Below are 18,604 nucleotides of genomic sequence, written 5' to 3'. Positions count from 1 at the left end.
CGGATCAGCTCAGCTGCGGCGCGACCTCGGCGGCGACCAGGTCCAGGTGGTCGAGGTCGGCCAGGTCGAGAACCTGCAGGTACACCCGCTGCACCCCCGCCTCGGCGTACCGGCCGAGGATGTCGACGGCCTCGGCCGGCGTGCCGGCGACCCCGTGGGCGCGCAACTCGTCCACCTCGCGGCCGATCACGGCCGCCCGCCGGGCGAGCTGCGCCTCGTCCCGCCCGACACACAGCACCAGTGCCGAGCTGTACACCAGGGACGACGGGTCGCGACCGGCCTCGTCGCAGGCCTCCCGCACGCCCGCGAACAGCCGTGCGTTGTCCGCAGCGGACATGAACGGCACGTTGAACTCGGCGGCGTACCGGGCGGCCAGCCGCGGGGTGCGCTTCTTCCCCCCACCGCCGACGAGGATCGGGATCCCGCCGGCCTGCACCGGCTTGGGCAGCGCCGGGGAGCCCGACACCTGGTAGTGCTGCCCGGCGAAGTCGAAGGTCTCCCCGGGAGGGGTGCTCCACAGCCCGCTGATGATCGCCAGCTGCTCCTCGTACCGGTCGAAGCGCTCGCCCAGCGACGGGAAGGGGATGCCGTAGGCGGTGTGCTCCTTCTCGAACCAGCCGGAGCCGATGCCCAGCTCGACCCGGCCGCCGCTCATCTGGTCGACCTGGGCGACGGAGATCGCCAGCGGCCCGGGCAGGCGGAAGGTGCCCGCCGTCATGAGCGTGCCGAGCCGGATGCGGCTCGTCTCGCGCGCCAGCCCGGCCAGCGTGAGCCACGCGTCGGTGGGACCGGGGAGGCCGTCGCCGCCCATGGTCAGGTAGTGGTCGGACCGGAAGAAGGCGTCGAAGCCGGTCTCCTCGGTGCGCCGGGCCACGGCGAGCAGGTCGTCGTAGGTGGCGCCCATCTGCGGTTCGGTGAAGATGCGGAGCTGCACGGTGCGACGCTAGCCACCCGGGCGCGCCTTCGCCGTCCCACCTGAGCACTGGGCGTGACGGAGCGCCCGGAGCGGGCGGGATGGTCGAGAGCGGTCACGTGGATCCACGCCATTCCGATACCTCGCGTGAAGGTGCGCCGGGCGCACGGAACGACACCCTCTCAGGCATCCGTTCACGCTCTGTGGAGCATCTGGTCGGGCGGCTCGCGGGTCCACTCGACCACTCCGCTCGGCCAATCCCCTCACCATGCAGCCGGGTGGGCCGGGCTGCCGGGAAAAGAGAGAACCCCCGAGCCACCGCGAGGTGGGCCGGGGGCTCCCCAGGGCGGTGCAGGCTAGTTGGCAGCCTCGTACGCCTGGATCACCGCGGTCGGGATGCGCCCGCGCTCGCTGACCTCATGACCGTTCTTCTTCGCCCACTCACGGATCGCGCTGCTGTCCTCGCGGCTCTTGCGCGGTCCCGGCACCGAGCCCCGCCGGCTGACCTTGCGGGCAGCGTCCACATACCGCTTGAAATCGGCACGGAGCTTGTCGGCGTTCTTCTTGCTCAGATCGATCTCGTAGCCGGTGCCGTCCAGAGCGAACGTGACCGTCTGCCCCTGGCCCTCGGGAAGCTCGTTGCCGTCCAGGTCGTCCACGATCAGAACGCGGGTGGTCTGCGCCATGGTGTGCTCCTCGCATCGATTACTGCTCGACGGATTTGTACCACATTTCTTCGCGTTTATCGCCAAGCGCGGACACTCCCGATTCAGCGATTTCCTGGCGTACCGATGTCGCGGCATGTGAAGGTCGAGCAGAATCTCCATCCCTTTCCCGGCGCCGCAGATACCGGCACTGACCGATGAAGGCCGGTCGACGACCGGAGGATCACCACACCTTCACCGATGGAGCGCAACACACGCCTCAGCCACTCCGACCGGCGGGCGCAGGCCATGACAAGACCCTGTTGTCATGGCGAGGCGCACAGGGCCGCGGGAAGCGTGTTCACGTCGCGGCTGTCGGGTGAATCAATTCCCCCGAACCAGATCTCCACCAGGTCCTGAGAAATGGAATCGTCAGTGACGTTCAGGCGCGCCGGAGCGTGCCGGTAGCCGACAACAGTGCCTGGACGAAGGCTGCGCTCGGCTGCCCCCGCCCGTAGTCTGTCGTAGATGTTCAAGATCGTTCTTCCTGAGGTACAGGGGAGAACACAGGACAAGGACGAACGAAGGGTGCAGCTCGTGTTCCGCAAGAAGACGCGCGGTCAGGTCATCGGCGCCGAACTGCAGGAGGGTTTCGCCCACCTCGGGGTGGCGGCCACCGAGGCCGGCCGTCTCGCAGCAGAGCAGGTGAGCCCCCGGGTCGCGGCTGCCCGCGAGGCGGCCACACCCGCATACGAGGCCGCCAAGGTGGCCGTCGTCCCCAAGGTCGCCGCCGCGGTCGCCGCCGCGGCCCCGGCCGTCGCGACCGCCCGCGACACCCTCGCCCCCCGCGTGGAGGCGGCGCGCGACGCGCTGGCTCCGCACCTCGACGCCGCCGGTCCCCGCGCCGCAGCCGCCGTGGCCTCCGCCCAGGCGGCAGCCGCCAAGGCCGCCGCGGATCTGGCGCCGCGGGTGGAGGCTGCGCAGAAGGCGGCCCAGAAGAGGCAGATGGCGGCCCAGAAGACGCTCCGGGACGACATCGCCCCCCGCCTCGAGGCCGCCCAGGTCGCGGCCCTGGCCTACGCCACCCCGCGGGTGACCGCGGCCCGCGACGTCGTGTCGCCGGCGCTGGACAGCGCACGAGAGACGCTGGCCGCCGGAGTCGACAGCGCCCGCAGCGAGCTCGACGCCCGGCGGGCCGAGTTCGCCGCCGCCGCCGCCGAGTCCGGGCGCAAGGCACGCAAGGCCGCGAAGAAGGCCCGCAAGAACGCGGGCCGGAAGCACCGCGAGTTCGAGAAGGCCGCACTGGCCACCGCGGCGACGGTGAAGCGGAGGGCCGGCGCGGAGCCCGAGCCGCGCCGCCGCTGGCCGTGGGTGTTCCTGGCCCTCGCGCTGGGTACGGCCGCGTTCGTCTTCCTGCGGCGCAAGCAGGAGGACGACTGGACCCCCGCGCCCGCCGGCGACGGCCCGGTCCCGAGCTACCGAGAGGACCCCGTGCCCAGTTCCGACAGCTTCTCCGGAAAGACCGTCTCCACCGCCGACACGACCAGTGACTCGGCTCCCCCGGAGTCGGACATGGGCGTCCGCGACGCCCAGTTCGTCGACGGCGACGGCGCCGACAGCGCCGGCGAGGACATCACGAACACGCCGCAGCCGTTCACCTCGGGTGGCGGCGCCGACGAGGGCCCGACCGCCGGCCCCGCCGACAAGCAGGTCTGATCCGCGCGCCTGTGCTCCACGCCGCAGCCCCCGTCGCCCGTGCGACGGGGGCTGCGGCGTTCCCGGGCGTACCGTGGAGATCATGAGCGAGACGGCGTCCCCGGTCCCCGCCCAGGACTCCACCATCGCGCCCGCCGGTCGCAAGCTGCTGCGCCTCGAGGTGCGCAACAGCCAGGTGCCGATCGAGCGCAAGCCCGAGTGGATCAAGACCCGCCTGAAGACCGGGCCCGAGTACACCGAGCTGAAGTCGCTCGTCCGGCGCGAGGGGCTGCACACGGTCTGCGAGGAGGCCGGCTGCCCCAACATCTACGAGTGCTGGGAGGACCGGGAGGCCACCTTCCTCATCGGTGGCGACCAGTGCACCCGCCGCTGCGACTTCTGCCAGATCGACACCGGCAAGCCCGCTGACTTCGACGCCGACGAGCCGCGCCGGGTGGCCGAGAGCGTCGCCACCATGGGGCTGAAGTACGCCACCATCACCGGCGTCGCGCGTGACGACCTGCCCGACGGCGGCGCCTGGCTCTACGCCGAGACCGTGCGGCAGATCCACGCCCAGCTCCCCGGCTGCGGCGTGGAGCTGCTCATCCCGGACTTCAACGCCGACCCCGCCCAGCTGGCCGAGGTCTTCTCCTCCCGGCCCGAGGTGCTCGCGCACAACGTCGAGACGGTGCCCCGCATCTTCAAGCGGATCCGCCCCGGGTTCCGGTTCGAGCGCTCCCTCGCCGTGATCACCGCCGCCCGCGAGGCCGGACTGGTCACGAAGTCCAACCTGATCCTGGGCATGGGCGAGGAGCCGGAGGAGGTGCGGGAGACGATGCAGGCGCTGCACGACGCCGGCTGCGACCTGCTCACGATCACCCAGTACCTGCGTCCCTCGCCGCGGCACCACCCCGTCGTGCGCTGGGTGAAGCCCGACGAGTTCGTCCAGTTCCAGGCGGATGCCGAGGAGATCGGCTTCCCGGGCGTGCTGGCCGGTCCGCTGGTGCGCAGCTCCTACCGCGCCGGCCGCCTCTACCAGCAGGCCGCGGCCGCCCGAGGGCTCACCTCCCGGGCCTGACCCGGCACGGCCCTATCCTGGGGACATGGCACGCAGCAAGCCCTCGTCCGGCTCGACCGCCGCTTCGGTCGCGAACCCGAAGCTGAAGCTGGACAAGAAGGGCAACCCCAAGGTCGGGCGGTTCAAGAAGCTCGGCAACAACGTCCGCATGATCAAGCAGGCGTACTCGCTGACGGCCAAGAACGACCCGAAGCTTCCCTGGATCCTGCTGATCACGTTCGTGGCCACCTTCACCGTGGTCGAGCTGATCGGCATCCTGCTCAGCCTGCCGCTGGTCTTCATCCCGCTCGCCCTGCTCTTCGCCGTCCTGGCCACGCTCATCGTGTTCGGCCGCCGCGCGCAGGGGTCGGCCTACCGGCAGGTGGAGGGGCAGCCCGGTGCGGCCGCCTGGGTCCTCGAGGGCATGCGGGGTGACTGGCGGGTCACCTCCGGCGTCGCGGGCACCACGCAGCTCGACGCCGTCCACCGGGTGCTGGGCCGGCCCGGGGTGATCCTGGTCGCCGAGGGCGTGCCGTCCCGCGTGCGCGCCCTGCTCGCCCAGGAGAAGAAGAAGGTCGCCCGGGTCGTCGGCGATGCCCCGATCTACGACATCCTCGTCGGCGACGACGAGGGCCAGGTGCCGCTGCCCAAGCTGAGCTCCCACGTGATGAAGCTGCCCCGCAACCTCACCGCGGCCGAGGTCAACAGCCTGGGCCGCCGGATGAGCGCACTGGGCGGCCCGAAGATGCCCGTCCCCGGCGGTCCCCTGCCCGGGGGACGCCAGATGTCGATCAGCCAGCGGCAGGTCCGCCGCCGCTAGCTCTCGAGCCGGCGGAAGGGCTCCGCGTAGCGGAACCGCCCGCCGGCGGGCCGCCCGGACAGCCGGCGGGCCTGGAAGTGCGCTCCCCACCGCGGGTCGGGGGCGGCGACCCCGAGGTCCGCGGCGGCCCGGAAACCGAACCGGGAGTAGTACGCGGGCGCGCCGAGCAGCCCCACGAGCGACTCGTCGGCCGCCTCCGCCACCGCCAGCAGGGCGTGCACCAGCACGGTCCCGATGCCCCGCCGCTGCGCCTCCGGGGCCACCCCCAGCGGGCCGAGCCCCAGTACCGGTGCACCGACCGGGTCGAGCCACCCGCGGGTGGCGATCACGTGTCCGGTGACGACGCCGTCCCGCACGGCCACCAGCGAGAGGTGCGGCAGGAAGCCGACGTCCTCCCGCAGCTCGTCGACCAACCGCGCCTCGACGACGTCGTCGGGCGCCCGGGGGGACCCGGTCGCCGGGTCGCGGGCGAAGGCCGCGCGGTGCAGGGCCCGCACGGCGTCGTGGTCGACAGGTCCCTCGCGTCGGACGATCACGACCGAAGTCTCCGGACCTGCCACGCCCCGGTCCACCGAGATCCGGACGGAGCGGTCAGCCGTCCAGCAGCTCCGCACGACGTCCGCGCCGGGGATCGTCCCGGTCTCCCGCTGCCGGCCGCCTGATGGCCGGTGCCCGTCAGACGGTGACGGGCTCGGCGGCACGCCGGCGCGGTAGCCATGCCGGCACCGGCACGATTCCTGTCACGACCGCCCCGAGCGCCACGATGGCCAGCACCTGACGCACGGTCCCCGTTCCGTCGGGTGCCATGAGGAGCAGGACACCGGCGGTCACCGACGTGCCAGCAGCCATCAGCGCCAGGGCGAGGTGGCGGCGCCGTCGCAGCGGCGCGGTGACCGTCCACAGCAGCACGACCGCGCCGGCGCCCACCGCGCCTCCGACGAAGGCCATGCCTCCCAGCGCGGCGGAGGTGAGCACCGCGGCGCGGACACGGCCCGAGCCCGGGCGGCACCCGCCGCCCGGTCGGTGCCGGCCCGGTCGTCCCCGGCCCGCCGGTACGGGGAGGACCGCGAGAGCGGCCAGCAGGACGACCGCCCCGGCGCCCCCGATCAGCCCCGCCCGGTAGGTCGCTCCGGGAGCGAACTCGATGTCGACCGTGCCGGCCGGCCCGGCCGGGAGCACGTAGCCCTGCTGCCAGCCGTCGACGGCGACCGACTCGAGCCGCCGGCCGTCGAGGTCGGCGGTCCAGCCGGCGTTGGTGTTCTCCGGGACGACGAGGAGGGTGTCCTCGTCGCGGGCCTCCACCTCCACCGTCCGGCGCTCTGCACCCCAGCTGCTCACCGACACCGGATCCCGGGGAACCGGGGACGTGCTCGCAGCCCCGTCGGTGCGCACCAGGGTGGCCGACTCCACGGCCAGGGCCGCGGTACCCGTCGCGGTCAGCCGGTGCTGCCCGGCGGTCAGACCTGCCACGGCCCCGCCATCACAGATGGTGACTGGAACGCTCCGCAGGGATTGCAGTGCGCCGAGGGTGGTGACGACCCGCGTGGCCATCAGGCGGTCGTCCATCGACAGCGTCGGCCCCTCGCCACAGGGCAGGACGACAGGGCTGGCGGCGGACACGGTCACGTTGGGCCCGCCGACCTCCACCTCGTTGACGCCGATGCCCAGCGGCCGCGTCCACTGGGTGTAGGGATCGAAGGACTCCTTCCCCTGTTCCTCCGACGCGAAGGTGAGCTCGAGCCGATCGGTGACCACGGGCTCGAACCGTGCGGTCCCGTCCTCGGCCAGCCGGACGGTGGTCGACCGGTCCCCGCTGTCGACGGTGACGGTGTCCGGGCGCAGTGAGCCGACTCCGGCGTCCGAGACGACGCGCAGCGTGTCCATCTCGCGCGGCTCGGGCCAGGTGAGCACGAGGGTCGGCCGCTTGGCGCCGGGGCGGGCCAGCCAGGCCGTGCGCGGGTCGCCGTCCACCGCCGCTGCCGCACCCCCGCGTGGATCGGACACCGCGATGCTGCGGGTCGACGCCCGCATGTCGCCCTGGGTGGTCGCGAGGAGGGAGCCGAGCGCGGGGCCCGGCCGCGGCACAGCCGTGACCGTGAGCTCGTAGTCCGCGGCCACGTCGGTCGTGAACACCCGGTCGAGCGCCGCCGGCTCCTCGCTCCCGGTCATCAGCTCGCCGGCGCATCGGACGGAGCCGCCGGCGACGGTCAGACATCCAGGCCGTCCGGCAACTGCGTCGAACGCGTAGACGTCCGCCGCGGACGACGGGGCCGGGGTGACGACGGTGCGGTCGACCTCGACCCCGGGGACGACCACGTCGTGCAGCACCATCGTGGGGGCGTCCGCACCCGTCGTCGTCTCACTGATCGTCAGCGTGCGGGACGACCCGCGGGGCAGCGGGAACACCTGGGGTGCTCCCGTGTTCCTGACCCGCACGACCCTCGTGCCGGCGTCCGTCGTCAGCCGCAGCTGCGCCGGCCGCTGACCGCCGAAGTCCCTGCCGATCGAGATGGTCACCTCCGAGGCGACGAACGGCTGATCGGTCGTGAGCCGCCACCAGTCCGGCCGGGATCGGTCGGGGACGGCCGCCGGCCGCCAGGCGCTGAACATGTCGGAATCCACCGCCGCCCACGGCTGCGCGTCGGGGCGGTTGCCGGCGAACACCACCAGGTCCGACCCCGAGCTCGACGCGGTCGGGGTGGCGCCGACGTAGTCGACGACGCTCTGGGCCTCCGCCTTCCCGGGAAAGGCGTAGTCCTCGGCCGGCTGCTCCTGACTCAGGGGAGCGTCTGCGGTCAACCCGCCGGAGGTCGCGTCGGTCAACCGGCCGAATGCCCGTTCACGGCGCAGCAGCGCGTCGCTGACCATGGTCGAGCCGGTGTCGACCGACGACTCCCCGGCGAGCAGTACCGGCCGGCCGGTGACCAGGCCCCGGTCCTCGAGCGCCAGCACGGCTTCTGGACCACCGTGGACGGTGACCGCCGAGGACAGCGGCGCGGTCCACGCCGGCGGCGCGGGGTCGGCGACCGTGTAGATCTCGATGGCGGGCGCGGGCTCGCTCAGACCGGCGTCGAGAACGGTGCCCGACGGCAGGTCGACCTGCGGGTACTCGTCGCCGAACGTGGCCACGCGGGTGATTCCCGGTGACCCGCGGAGGGACTGGCGCACCAGCGACGACCGGGTCGAGCGCGTCTCCACGACGTCGAGGTCGTTGCGCAGGACGAGGTGGGAGATCCCGGCCCGGGCGAGGTAACGGGCCAGCCCGGCGGAGCCCTCCCCGCGGGAGAAGTGCTGCTCGATGGCGTCCAGCATCCGGATGTGCGCCCCGGGCGTCAGCGGGATGGCCGACCGGACCTCCCACGGCGACTCCGCCAGCGACTGGAGCGGTTCGTCAGCGGGCCTGCCCCACTGGTAACTGCCGAAGGAGGAGCCCGGCACCAGAAGCGCACGCCCGGCGGGCTGCTGGGCGGCGAGGAAGTCCGCCGTCTCCTGCCAGTGGTCGGGGATCTGCGCGAACCCGGTCGGGGGCGTCAGTCGACCGGCCAGCGCCGGGGACGCCGTCCCGACCAGTGCGAGCACGACCGCCACGAGGACGGCGCCCGCGCCGAACCGCTTCGCCCGGACCACCCCCACCCGGGATCCGGGATGCCGTCGTCGTCGCGTGGTGCGCGCGAGGACGGCGACCAGGTGCGCCATGCCGAGCGCCAGTGGCAGGCGCAGCACCGGATCGAACTTGTGCACGTTGCGGAGCGGGGCGAGTTCGCGGTCGAGCGCCTCGTGCAGCGGGCCTGCCCAGGCGCCGTCCACGGTGGCCAGGTGGCCCATGGTCACCAGCGCCACCCCGGTCAGGAGCCCCAGGACCAGCCAGGTGCGCTCGGGCAGGCGACGCCGGGTGAGCGCCACGAGCCCGGCGACGGCGAGCACCAGCGTGGCCGCCACCGGAAGGGCATCCCTCAGGAGTGACCAACCGGCCGGCGCGTAGGGGCCCGACGAAGGGGAAGCAAGGGAAGCGATCCAGTACGTGGTGCCGCGCAGCACGCTGAGCACATCGGTGGGCGCCGTCGTCACCGCCGCGGTCTCGACGTAGTCCATGACGGTAGGGCTGTACCGACCGAGCAGCAGGAGCGGCGCCGCCCACCAGAGGGTCGCGAGGCCGACGCACAGGACCCACCACCCGACCAGTCTGCGGCGGAGCGGGCCGGCCGGGCGCGTGCCCAGGAAGAGCACCGCGAGGGGAAGGACGGCGGCCGTGGCCACTGCGTTGACCCCCCCGGCGCAGAACACGGCGAGGCCGGAGAGCGCTGCTGCCCGTCGCACCGACCCGTGCCGTGACAGTCCTGCCAGCGGCACGATCACCCACGGCGCGAGGGCCATCGGGGTCACTTCGACCGAGGTACCGCTCAGGACGCTGAGCATCCGGGGCGACATGGCGTAGGCGATGCCGGCGACCAGGGCCGTCGTCGGTGTCCCGATCCGCAGCCGGCGGGCCAGCAGCACCACGCCGAGGAACGCGGTGCACATGAGGGCCGCCAGCCACAGCCGCTGGACCACCCACATGGGCAGGCCGACGAGATCCCCGAGCGAGAAGAACGGGCCCATCGGGAAGAAGTAGCCGTACGCCTGGTACTGCAGCTGCCCGGCGTATCCCTGCGCCTCCCACAGCGACAGCGCGCGGGCCAGGAAGTCGAGCGGGTCCACGACCAGGTCGAGCTTGGTGTCCCCGACGATCTCCCCAGGCGACTGCAGGAGACAGAGGACGACGAACGACAGGCAGACCAACGCCGGCCACATGGCGTGGAGCCGCGCTCCACCCCGCGCCGACGGCTCGGGAGCGGCGACGGTGGCAACCGACGTGGACACCGCCGAGTCCGGTGGGTCCGCGGTGACGGTCCTCGTCATCCGGCTACCGACCCCATCTGCTGCTCGGCCGCAGCGGCTCCCCGTCCACCTGCGTGCAGGCGGGTCTCCCGACCGTGGGTTCCGCGGTCATGGCCTCCGGGACCGACCGCGAGGATGGACCGCGGGCAACCGTGCGCGACTACGAGCGACACGGTTCCCCGGAGCGACACCGGGAGCGGGTACGCCTCGGCCGTCGCCCGCGGCTGCACGAAACCGCCGTCAGCGCTTCTGCCGAGCTCGGACGACGATGCAGTGGTGCGGCAGCCGGAGCCGGTCCACGCTGACGACGTCGAAGACCGAGGACAGATCCGCCGACAACCTGGACTCCGGGCGAGGGTGCCGGCCCGAGGCACTGCCCGTGATCCGCTCCATGCCGTCGGTCTGGTCGCCGGCCAGTCGCTCGTCGTTGTCGACGGCGATGTAGCGCCACCCCGACGGCCGGAGCGCCCTCGCCTGGGCGGTGCCGCCACCGACGTCGACGACCGTGCCCGTGGAGGCGCCGTCGAAGGCGCGGTGCACGACCGGACGCATCGCCGCGGCGAGTCGATCGCGCCCCCGCAACGCACCCTGTGCCATGTGCGCACCCGGGTGCGAGATCGCGCGCGGGTAGCCGCCCCGGACACGTCCCGCCTGCAGCAGCGCGTTCGACATGCGGCGCACCTTGACAGCCACTCCGATGGATCGTCAAGGCGAACCGGTCGTGGGTGACGACGATTTCGGCCCCTCGCGTTCCGCCCCTTCCGCTGCGGGTTCCGCCACACGCCGGCCGGTGACGTCCGTTCCGGGCTCTCGCGTTCCACCCTCACCACCGGCGAAAGGACGCCGTCCGGGCTGTCCCGGCGACCGGGAGCCGGGCGGGCCGGCACCCCCGAAGGGTCAGGAACGGCGGCGCATCACCAGGACGATGTTCCACGAGACGACCTCTCGCAGGCCGGGCACGCGGGCCACCCACGCCGCCCACCACGGGTGGTATCGGGCGTACACCGCGACGAGGTCCACGTCAGGGCAGTCGCGGGCCCAGCGCACGGCCGACCCCGCCCGGACCGCGAAGAGCGACTCCCCGAATCGGTTCTTCGGCTCCTGGCCGGTCCGCCGGCGGTAGCGGCGTGCGGCGCGGTGGCCGCCGAGGAAGTGCCATGGCGCGGTCTCGTGACCACCCCAGGGGGACCACCACGGTGTGAACGAGAGGTACACGGTGCCGCCCGGCTTCGTCACCCGCACCATCTCGGCGGTCATCGTCCATGGCCGGGGCACGTGCTCGAGGACGTTCGACGAGTAGCAGATGTCCACGGCGGCGGACCGGATCGGGAGCTGCTCCCCGCTGGCCCGCACCGTGCCCGGTTCGGTCACCCCCCTGGCTGCGAGCTCCCCGGCGTCGGGCTCCAGTCCGACGTAGGTGGCGCCCGCCTCCCTGAAGGCATCGGCGAAGTAGCCCGGCCCGCCACCGACGTCGAGGACCGTCTGCCCCTTCAGGTCGGACCAGCGCGAGAGCTGCGCGACGGAGTCGGCTGCCAGGGCGCCGTAGAAGCTCCCCGGGTCGGTCTGCTCCTGCCTGAAGGCCCGGAACAGCCGTACCGAGCGCGAAAAAGTGGCAGAACGATCCATTCGGGTGTACCTCATCTACATGCGTGCCATCCGACGGTCGGAGTTGCGGCAGATTGCCACGGGTTGACCTCCCGGTGGGACACACCCCATATTGACGGCCGTTCGAAAGCATGGTTTGCCCGACTTTCGATTGCGTTCGGTGACGAAGGGACCACAAAGACGTGATAATCCTGTCGTGCGCCCGGCAGCAGGGCCCCGCCGCTCTCCCCCCGGAGCGCTACGCCGAAGGCCGCGGCGCCGGGCAGGAACCTTCCCGATCCGAGAACGGCATCCCTCGGAGCCACGTCCATCTCCCTCCGTCTCCGGTTGCCACGGCCTTCGGCCGCCGCGGCACGGCGCTGACCCCCGTACCGAGGAAAGGCGTCCGATGACTCGACCTGCATCCGCCGCGGGCGCTGAGCCGATGGACGGCTCGACGGGCACGCTCCATGCCCTGCGGCCCGTCCTCGTGCCACTGCGTGGTCAGCGCGACACCGCGCCGGCGACCGAGCGCCCGGAGGCGCCGGCCGTGTCCTTGCCCACCGTCGACCTCGAGATCGCGATCCCTGCCTACAACGAGGCGTCACGCCTGCCGGAGACCTTGCGACGCACCGTCGACTTCCTCCGCGAGCAGTCCTGGTCCTCGCGCCTGGTCGTCGTGGACAACGGGAGCTCCGACGGGACCGCAGACGTCGTGCGAGCTTTCAGCGCGGCGACGGACGGGACGGTGCCGGTCGAGGTCGTCGGCTGCGCGCGACCCGGGAAGGGTGCGGCCGTTCGGCGGGCGCTGCTGCGCAGCCGGTCGCGCTTCGTCGGCTTCTTCGACGCCGACCTCGCCACCCCGGTCGAGACCCTGGGCACGGTGATGGCACTGCTCCAGTCCGGCGCGACGGCCGTCGTCGGGTCACGGCATGCCCCCGGCGCTTGCTTCGTGGAGCACCAGCCCGCCACCCGACGGCTCGGCGGGGCCGCGTTCCGCGTGATGGCCCGCAGCCTCGTCTCCGACGTGCACGACACCCAGTGCGGCTTCAAGTTCTTCGACCGGGCCGCGCTCGTGCCGGCACTGGCCACCTGCCGGACCACGGGGTTCGCCTTCGACGTCGAGCTGCTGCGGCACCTGCAGGACGCGGGTGCAGAGATCGTCGAGGTCCCCGTCGCGTGGAGCCACGCGGACGGATCGTCGTTCTCGCCGTGGCGCGACGGGATGTCCGCCTTCCGCGCCGTGCTGCAGCTGCAGCGCGGGGCGGCCGGTTACGCGTCGTGATCGGCCACTCGCAGCAGCTCCGCGGCTCCCGGATCCTCGTCCTGAACTGGCGCGACGTCCGCCATCCGCTGGCCGGCGGCGCCGAGCAGTACATGCACGAGATCGGGTCCCGCTGGGTCGAAGGGGGTGCCCAGGTCACCTGGCTGACGGCCGCCGTCCCCGGGGCCCCCGAGCACGAGCAGCTCGACGGGATGCACATCCTCCGGGCCGGGGGCACGCTGTCCGTCTATGCGCGCACCGCTCTCCGCGGGCGGCGGGCCCGGGGACACTTCGACGCCGTCGTGGACTGCCAGAACGGGACGCCGTTCTTCGCGCCACTGTTCGCCGGCCAGCGCACGCCGGTGGTGCAACTCGTGCACCACGTGCACCAGGACCAGTTCGGCACCCACTTCCCGGCTCCCGTCGCCGCCCTCGGCCGGTGGCTCGAGGGCCCCGCCGCGCGCCGCGTCTACGGGGACCGGCCGGTGGCCGCGGTCTCGCCGTCCACGCGCCACGAGCTACGGGCCCGCCTCGGCTTCCGCGGGCCGATCTTCGTCGTGCCGAACGGGACCGTCGAGCTGCCTCCGGAGCGATCCCGACGCGCTGTCCAGCCCACGATCGCGCTGGTGAGCCGCCTCGTGGCGCACAAGCGCATCGACCTGCTGCTCGGTCACCTCAGGACGGTCGCGGAGGCGATCCCCGGGCTGACGGTCGACATCGTCGGCGACGGACCCGACCGCGCCCGGCTGCAGAGCCTCGCCGATGAGCTGGGCATGCAGGCGACCGTCACGTTCCACGGGCGGGTGTCCGACGAGGTCCGTGACGAGCTGCTGTCGCGGGCGTGGCTCACCACCTCGACCTCCCAGGCCGAGGGCTGGGGCTGCACGGTCCTCGAGGCGGCTGCATGGGGCGTGCCGTGCCTCGCGCTGCGCGTTCCGGGCGTGCGGGACTCGGTCCTCGACGGCGAGACCGGCTGGCTGGTGGACGAGCCGGCGCAGCTCGCCGCGGCCGTGATCGGTGCGTTGCACTGCTTGGCCGACCCGGTGCGGGCGGACCAGTTCGCCGAGGCGTGCAGGGCGTGGGCCGGCTGCTTCTCCTGGGATCGCAGCGCCGATCTCCTCGCCGGCGTCGTCCGCGCGGAGATGACCCGCATGGCCGCCGTCACCGACGGCCGCCCGGCGGAGTACCGGGAGGCCCGGTCCGACATCTCCGTGCTCGCCGTCCTCCCCCGCCCGGCGCCGGAGCTGCCCGCTCAGCTGCGGGCGACCGACGAGGTGGTCCAGAGCGGCGACCGGACCGCGGTCGTGCTGAACGGTTGCGACGAGACCACCGGTCTCTCGGTGATGACCCGGCTCGGCGTGCGGCCGATCTCCATGCAGCTGATGGACAACCGGCTCATCCTGGCCGGTCCCACCGCCCCGCTGGCGCCCGAACAAGCGCCCGGCCAGCTCGGGCTCAACAGCGCCTGATGACCGGGATGCCGCCTGTCGGGCGCTGTCCGGCGGCGGGTCGCGGCCCCGTCGTCGGCGTCAGTCCCGGACGACTGCGGTGCCGGTGAGCCGGTCGTGCAGGCCACGGCCGTCGGCGTCGACGATCAGTGCCGGGACGAGCAGCATGAGCAGCCCCGTGCGGACGACGGCCCGCCACAGCGCGAGCCGCTCCCCCGGCCGCGGGTGGGCGATGCGCAGGCCGAGCAGCCGCATGCCCGGCGTCTGACCGGCGACCACCAGGGCGACGACGGTGATCAGGCCGAAGGAGACCAGGCTCCAGTTCCCGGGCAGCTCCGGGGCGGTGAACAGTCCGGCGACCAGCGCGGCGGCGAGGGAGTCGATCAGGAACGCCCCGACGCGCGTGCTGAAGGCGGCGAGTGAGCCCGCGCCCTCGCCGGGGAGCCCCAGGGAGGCGCCGCGTGGCCGCTCCTGAGAGGGTGGAGACACGTCCCTGACCATGACCGCAAGCGTAGGACCTGGCCGACGAGCACCGTTCGAGCGCGCAGGCCGGCGCCGACGACACGCCGGCCGCGGTGTTACCGCCCCGAAACACCCGGGATACCCCGGGGCAACTCCGGGCTCGTAACTTTCGTTCGGCCGTCCACAATCCCGGAGGATCGATGTTCACCAGTCCCGACGAGGTCGCCAGCTACATCCGCGACAACGACGTCGAGTTCGTCGACGTGCGCTTCTGCGACCTGCCCGGCGTCATGCAGCACTTCACCATCCCCGCATCGACGTTCGGCGAGGACACGTTCTCCGAGGGTCTGGGCTTCGACGGCTCGTCGATCCGCGGGTTCCAGGCGATCAACGAGTCGGACATGCTGCTGCTGCCCGACGCCAACAGCGCCTTCGTGGACCCGTTCCGCAAGCACAAGACGCTGAACGTCAACTTCTTCATCCACGACCCGATCACGCGCGAGGCCTACAGCCGCGACCCGCGGAACGTGGCGAAGAAGGCCGAGGCCTACCTGGCCGCCAGCGGCATCGCCGACACCGCGTACTTCGGCCCCGAGGCGGAGTTCTACGTCTTCGACTCGGTCCGGTACGACACCTCGATCAACGAGGGCTACTACCACATCGAGTCCGAGGAGGGCTCCTGGCGTTCCGGGGCCGCCACCGAGCTCGACGGCAGCCCCAACCGCGGCTACAAGGCCCGACCCAAGGGCGGCTACTTCCCCGTCGAGCCCTACGACCAGCAGAGCGACCTGCGCTCCGACATGATGCTCAACCTCGCGAAGGCGGGCCTCGAGCTCGAGCGCGGGCACCACGAGGTGGGCACCGGCGGGCAGGCCGAGATCAACTACAAGTTCGACACCCTGCTGCGCTCGGCGGACAGCCTGATGCTGTTCAAGTACATCATCAAGAACACCGCCTGGGCCGCCGGCAAGACCGCCACCTTCATGCCCAAGCCCCTGTTCGGTGACAACGGCTCGGGCATGCACTGCCACCAGAGCCTCTGGAAGGACGGTCAGCCGCTCTTCCACGCCGAGACCGGCTACGCGGGCCTGTCCGACATGGCCCGCCACTACATCGGCGGCCTGCTGGCCCACGCCCCGTCGCTGCTGGCCTTCACCAACCCGACGGTGAACAGCTACCACCGCCTGGTGCCGGGCTACGAGGCGCCGATCAACCTGGTCTACTCGGCCCGCAACCGCTCGGCCTGCCTGCGCATCCCGATCTCGGGCGACAGCCCGAAGGCCAAGCGCATCGAGTTCCGCGTGCCCGACCCGTCGGCCAACCCCTACCTCGCCTTCTCGGCGATGCTCATGGCCGGCCTCGACGGCGTGAAGAACAAGATCGAGCCCCCGGCACCGGTCGACAAGGACCTCTACGAGCTGCCGCCCGAGGAAGCCCTGGGCATCGAGAAGGTGCCGGCCTCGCTGGACGCCGCGCTGGACAACCTCGAGACCGACCACGAGTACCTGATCGACGGCGGGGTGTTCACCCCCGACCTGATCGAGACGTGGATCGACTACAAGCGGGCCAACGAGATCGACCCGATCCGCCTGCGCCCGCACCCGCACGAGTTCGCGATGTACTACGACATCTGAGTTGTACAGCGGGCTGACCTGCGGTTTTACCGCAGGTCAGCCCGCTCAGTCCCCAAGCAGTCCCCACGAGCGGCCAGCACAGCACCCACAGCGGCCCGTGCGGACTCGTCGCTGTCGGGCCACAGGTGGCCGTAGGTGTCCAGCGTCGTCTTGGCGCTGCCGTGCCGAAGTCGGTGCTGGACGACCTTGACGTCGAGCCCGCTGCCGATGAGCAGCGAGGCCAGGTAGTGCCGCAGATCGTGGAAGCGGAAGGCGTCGGGCAGCCCGGGGATCGTCGGCCGGGCCGAGCGGATCGCGCGCTCGATCGCCCAGGTCGAGGTCTGCCGGCCGGCGCCGTCGGTGACGACGTGGTCCCCGCCCCATCGCGCCACCGCCGCCGAGAGCTGCACCGACAGCTCCTGCGGGATGGGCAGCGGCGTGCGGGACGTCTCGCTCTTGAGCGGCTCGCCGTCGCCCTGCTGCACCGGCCGCACGACGCCGCGCATGAAGTCGACGTCCCAGACCCGCAGCCCGACGACCTCGGCGGTCCGCAGCCCGACGAACGCCCCGAGCAGGATCGCCGGGCGCAGGTGGTCGGCGACCGCGTCGTGCAGCGCCCACACCTGCTCGGTCGTCGCGACGTAGGGGCGCTGACCGCCAGCCCCTGGTGAGGTGCGGCGCGAGCACGGGTTGCGCGCCAGCAGCCCGTCGTGCACGGCGTCGCTCATGACCTGCGACAGCCGCGAGTGCAGCGCGTAGACGTAGCTGTCGGCCAGGCCGGCGGCTTTGAGCTCCACCGTCCACGAGCGGACCGAGGACGGCCGCACCGCCGAGAGCGGCATCGGACCGAACGCGGCGGTGATCTGGGCGACGTGCACCCGGGCCTGCCGCACCGTGCGCGGGCGGCGGGTGGCGTAGCCGGCCAGCCAGGTCGCGCACCAGTCGGCGACCGTCGTCCGGGCGGTCTCGGGGTCGACGTAGGTGCCGGTCACCTGGCTGGTCGTGACCTCGTCGAGCCACCGCTGCGCCTTGGACTTCTCCTTGTCGGGGAACGCCCGGGTGACCTCCTTACCCGCGGCGTCCTTGTAGCGCGCCCGGTAGCGCATCCCCTGCCCGTGCCGGGCGCTCGGGACACGCTTCCCCGTGGCCGGGTCGATGACGTACCACCGGTCCTGGATGCTGCGAAAAGCCACGAGCCTCTCCGATCTGCAACTCAGGCGGAGCGATACCGACCCAGCTTCATGAGGTCGATCGCTCTGCGGCGACCCGCGCCTCGAGCGCCTCGCGGGCCAGTTGGGAGATGGTCTTGCCTTCTCGGTCGGCGATCTGGGCGGCGCTGTCCCGGACGCGGGGGTCGACGCGGAAGGCGATGCGCGGTGAGACGGCGGCCCGGCCGGTGAGGGAGGGCCGGCCGCCGCGGCGCCGGACCTCGTCGACGATGTCCGCGGCCTCCTGCTCGGTCAGCCGGGTTCCGTCGGTCAGTCGGACGTCGTCCCGGTCGAGGTCGACGTCGGGTCCGATCGGCGTGCTGGAGGTGATGGGTGGCGGGGTGCGCTCGGTCACGGGCTGTCTCCTCGGAGGTGGGTCGGCATCACGTGGATGACCAGCAGGTAGTGCTGGCCGCCGTCGGCCGGCTGCACCTCGACGGCGATGATCTCCAGTTCCCGGCCCCGTTCGTCGAGGCCGACGTAGAGCCAGGCGTCGGCCCCGCTGGTGGCGGTGACCGGCGTCGGCCCGGTGCCAGCCAGGACGTGGCGGGCGGAGGTCCGGCCGATGCGATGCTTGCGCGCCGACTGGGTGAACCGGATCTCCAAGGCATCAGTATTGTCGGACACAACAGGATCCGTCAAGATCGACCGGCGCGGTCCTGGCCGTGCTGGGCGTCGACCCAGGCGCGCAGGTCGTCGGAACGGTAAAGGACGCGGCGGCCGAGGCGGAAGCTGGCCGGGCCGGTGCCGAGGTGGCGCCAGTACCGGAGGGTGGCGACCGGGGCGCGCAGCAGCTGAGCGGCTTCGGCGATGGTGAGCAGCTCGGACGGTGGCTCGGCGGTGTGATCGCGGCCGGGGGTCTGGTCGGGCATGGCGGTCTCCGGGGGCTCGGCGGACATGGGCGGGGTGCCACCTGCAGAAGGCGCCATTTCGTGACCATTGGTGACAGCCCACAGCCAACTTCTCCGATCAGGCTCCTGCCTTCCTCCCGTTCCGCTCCTGTCGCCGGTCGATCAGG

The 18,604-nt window shown here is 72.4% G+C and carries 18 protein-coding genes; 6 read left to right on the top strand and 12 right to left on the bottom strand.

What is annotated here, in order from left to right; translation table 11 throughout:
- Positions 1-4: 4 nt before the first annotated feature.
- The 3 genes from RM425_RS10295 to RM425_RS10285 form a co-directional block, all read right to left on the bottom strand.
- On the bottom strand, positions 5-934 hold the full coding sequence (locus RM425_RS10295; RefSeq protein ID WP_311345098.1) for an LLM class F420-dependent oxidoreductase: 930 nt from the start codon (positions 932-934) through the stop codon (positions 5-7).
- A gap of 335 nt (positions 935-1,269) precedes the next feature.
- Positions 1,270-1,599, bottom strand: coding sequence for a histone-like nucleoid-structuring protein Lsr2 (locus RM425_RS10290; protein WP_311345097.1), 330 nt, complete (start codon positions 1,597-1,599; stop codon positions 1,270-1,272).
- Between the two features lie 284 nt (positions 1,600-1,883).
- Positions 1,884-2,093, bottom strand: a complete 210-nt coding sequence (locus RM425_RS10285) for a hypothetical protein (protein WP_311345096.1) — start codon at positions 2,091-2,093, stop codon at positions 1,884-1,886.
- 52 nt (positions 2,094-2,145) lie between these two features.
- Here RM425_RS10285 and RM425_RS10280 point away from each other — a divergent pair, with 52 nt between their 5' ends.
- From RM425_RS10280 to RM425_RS10270, 3 genes are all read left to right on the top strand, one after another.
- Positions 2,146-3,273, top strand: a complete 1,128-nt coding sequence (locus RM425_RS10280; protein ID WP_311345095.1) for a hypothetical protein — start codon at positions 2,146-2,148, stop codon at positions 3,271-3,273.
- A gap of 82 nt (positions 3,274-3,355) precedes the next feature.
- Positions 3,356-4,330, top strand: coding sequence for a lipoyl synthase (gene lipA, locus RM425_RS10275; RefSeq protein ID WP_311345094.1), 975 nt, complete (start codon positions 3,356-3,358; stop codon positions 4,328-4,330).
- Positions 4,331-4,355: 25 nt separating this feature from the next.
- The gene (locus RM425_RS10270; RefSeq protein WP_311345093.1) at positions 4,356-5,129 is read left to right on the top strand and encodes a DUF4191 domain-containing protein; all 774 of its coding nucleotides are present in this window, start codon (positions 4,356-4,358) and stop codon (positions 5,127-5,129) included.
- Here RM425_RS10270 and RM425_RS10265 read toward each other — a convergent pair.
- From RM425_RS10265 to RM425_RS10250, 4 genes are all read right to left on the bottom strand, one after another.
- Positions 5,126-5,665: a GNAT family N-acetyltransferase gene (locus RM425_RS10265; RefSeq protein ID WP_311345092.1), complete on the bottom strand. Its 540-nt coding sequence runs from the start codon at positions 5,663-5,665 to the stop codon at positions 5,126-5,128. The genes RM425_RS10270 and RM425_RS10265 overlap by 4 nt on opposite strands.
- Positions 5,666-5,804: 139 nt before the next feature.
- Positions 5,805-9,989, bottom strand: coding sequence for an alpha-(1->3)-arabinofuranosyltransferase domain-containing protein (locus RM425_RS10260; protein ID WP_311345091.1), 4,185 nt, complete (start codon positions 9,987-9,989; stop codon positions 5,805-5,807).
- A gap of 258 nt (positions 9,990-10,247) precedes the next feature.
- Complete coding sequence (locus tag RM425_RS10255) at positions 10,248-10,679, bottom strand: hypothetical protein (RefSeq protein WP_311345090.1); 432 nt, start codon at positions 10,677-10,679, stop codon at positions 10,248-10,250.
- 225 nt (positions 10,680-10,904) lie between these two features.
- Entirely contained in the window at positions 10,905-11,633 is a 729-nt protein-coding gene (locus tag RM425_RS10250) for a class I SAM-dependent methyltransferase (RefSeq protein WP_311345089.1), read from the bottom strand.
- A 367-nt stretch (positions 11,634-12,000) separates the two neighbouring features.
- Between RM425_RS10250 and RM425_RS10245 the strand changes: the two genes are divergently transcribed.
- Both RM425_RS10245 and RM425_RS10240 read left to right on the top strand, forming a co-directional pair.
- The gene (locus tag RM425_RS10245) at positions 12,001-12,876 is read left to right on the top strand and encodes a glycosyltransferase (RefSeq protein ID WP_311345088.1); all 876 of its coding nucleotides are present in this window, start codon (positions 12,001-12,003) and stop codon (positions 12,874-12,876) included.
- A complete protein-coding gene (locus RM425_RS10240; protein ID WP_311345087.1) occupies positions 12,873-14,324 on the top strand; it encodes a glycosyltransferase family 4 protein in 1,452 nt (483 codons plus the stop codon). Before RM425_RS10245 ends, RM425_RS10240 begins: the two co-directional genes overlap by 4 nt.
- A gap of 60 nt (positions 14,325-14,384) precedes the next feature.
- On the opposite strand, the gene RM425_RS10235 is transcribed toward RM425_RS10240, so the two are convergent.
- Complete coding sequence (locus RM425_RS10235; RefSeq protein WP_311345086.1) at positions 14,385-14,792, bottom strand: RDD family protein; 408 nt, start codon at positions 14,790-14,792, stop codon at positions 14,385-14,387.
- Positions 14,793-14,965: 173 nt separating this feature from the next.
- On the opposite strand from RM425_RS10235, the gene glnA reads away from it, so the two are divergent.
- The gene (glnA, locus tag RM425_RS10230) at positions 14,966-16,399 is read left to right on the top strand and encodes a type I glutamate--ammonia ligase (RefSeq protein ID WP_311345085.1); all 1,434 of its coding nucleotides are present in this window, start codon (positions 14,966-14,968) and stop codon (positions 16,397-16,399) included.
- Between the two features lie 26 nt (positions 16,400-16,425).
- Here glnA and RM425_RS10225 read toward each other — a convergent pair whose 3' ends face one another.
- From RM425_RS10225 to RM425_RS10210, 4 genes are read right to left on the bottom strand one after another with little or no spacing between them, the layout of a single operon-like run.
- A complete protein-coding gene (locus tag RM425_RS10225; RefSeq protein WP_311345084.1) occupies positions 16,426-17,571 on the bottom strand; it encodes a site-specific integrase in 1,146 nt (381 codons plus the stop codon).
- A 46-nt stretch (positions 17,572-17,617) separates the two neighbouring features.
- Positions 17,618-17,941, bottom strand: coding sequence for a hypothetical protein (locus RM425_RS10220; RefSeq protein ID WP_311345083.1), 324 nt, complete (start codon positions 17,939-17,941; stop codon positions 17,618-17,620).
- Positions 17,938-18,213, bottom strand: a complete 276-nt coding sequence (locus tag RM425_RS10215; RefSeq protein WP_311345082.1) for a hypothetical protein — start codon at positions 18,211-18,213, stop codon at positions 17,938-17,940. The genes RM425_RS10220 and RM425_RS10215 overlap by 4 nt, the downstream gene beginning before the upstream one ends.
- 11 nt (positions 18,214-18,224) lie before the next feature.
- Positions 18,225-18,458 carry a helix-turn-helix transcriptional regulator gene (locus RM425_RS10210; RefSeq protein ID WP_311345115.1) on the bottom strand — a complete coding sequence of 78 codons (234 nt, stop codon included), beginning with the start codon at positions 18,456-18,458 and terminating at the stop codon, positions 18,225-18,227.
- Between the last annotated feature and the right edge of the window lie 146 nt (positions 18,459-18,604).

The organism is Blastococcus goldschmidtiae, assembly GCF_031845325.1.
Lineage (GTDB): Bacteria > Actinomycetota > Actinomycetes > Mycobacteriales > Geodermatophilaceae > Blastococcus > Blastococcus goldschmidtiae.
This window is presented reverse-complemented; position numbering and strand designations above follow the sequence as displayed.

What these genes read in the sequence shown, in the direction of transcription:
- RM425_RS10270 (WP_311345093.1), top strand. Translation starts at nt 4,356, where the DNA reads ATGGCACGCAGCAAGCCCTCGTCCGGCTCGACCGCCGCTTCGGTCGCG.
- RM425_RS10210 (WP_311345115.1), bottom strand. Translation starts at nt 18,458, where the DNA reads ATGCCCGACCAGACCCCCGGCCGCGATCACACCGCCGAGCCACCGTCC.
- RM425_RS10290 (WP_311345097.1), bottom strand. Translation starts at nt 1,599, where the DNA reads ATGGCGCAGACCACCCGCGTTCTGATCGTGGACGACCTGGACGGCAAC.
- glnA (WP_311345085.1), top strand. Translation starts at nt 14,966, where the DNA reads ATGTTCACCAGTCCCGACGAGGTCGCCAGCTACATCCGCGACAACGAC.
- lipA (WP_311345094.1), top strand. Translation starts at nt 3,356, where the DNA reads ATGAGCGAGACGGCGTCCCCGGTCCCCGCCCAGGACTCCACCATCGCG.
- RM425_RS10250 (WP_311345089.1), bottom strand. Translation starts at nt 11,633, where the DNA reads ATGGATCGTTCTGCCACTTTTTCGCGCTCGGTACGGCTGTTCCGGGCC.
- RM425_RS10255 (WP_311345090.1), bottom strand. Translation starts at nt 10,679, where the DNA reads ATGTCGAACGCGCTGCTGCAGGCGGGACGTGTCCGGGGCGGCTACCCG.
- RM425_RS10245 (WP_311345088.1), top strand. Translation starts at nt 12,001, where the DNA reads ATGACTCGACCTGCATCCGCCGCGGGCGCTGAGCCGATGGACGGCTCG.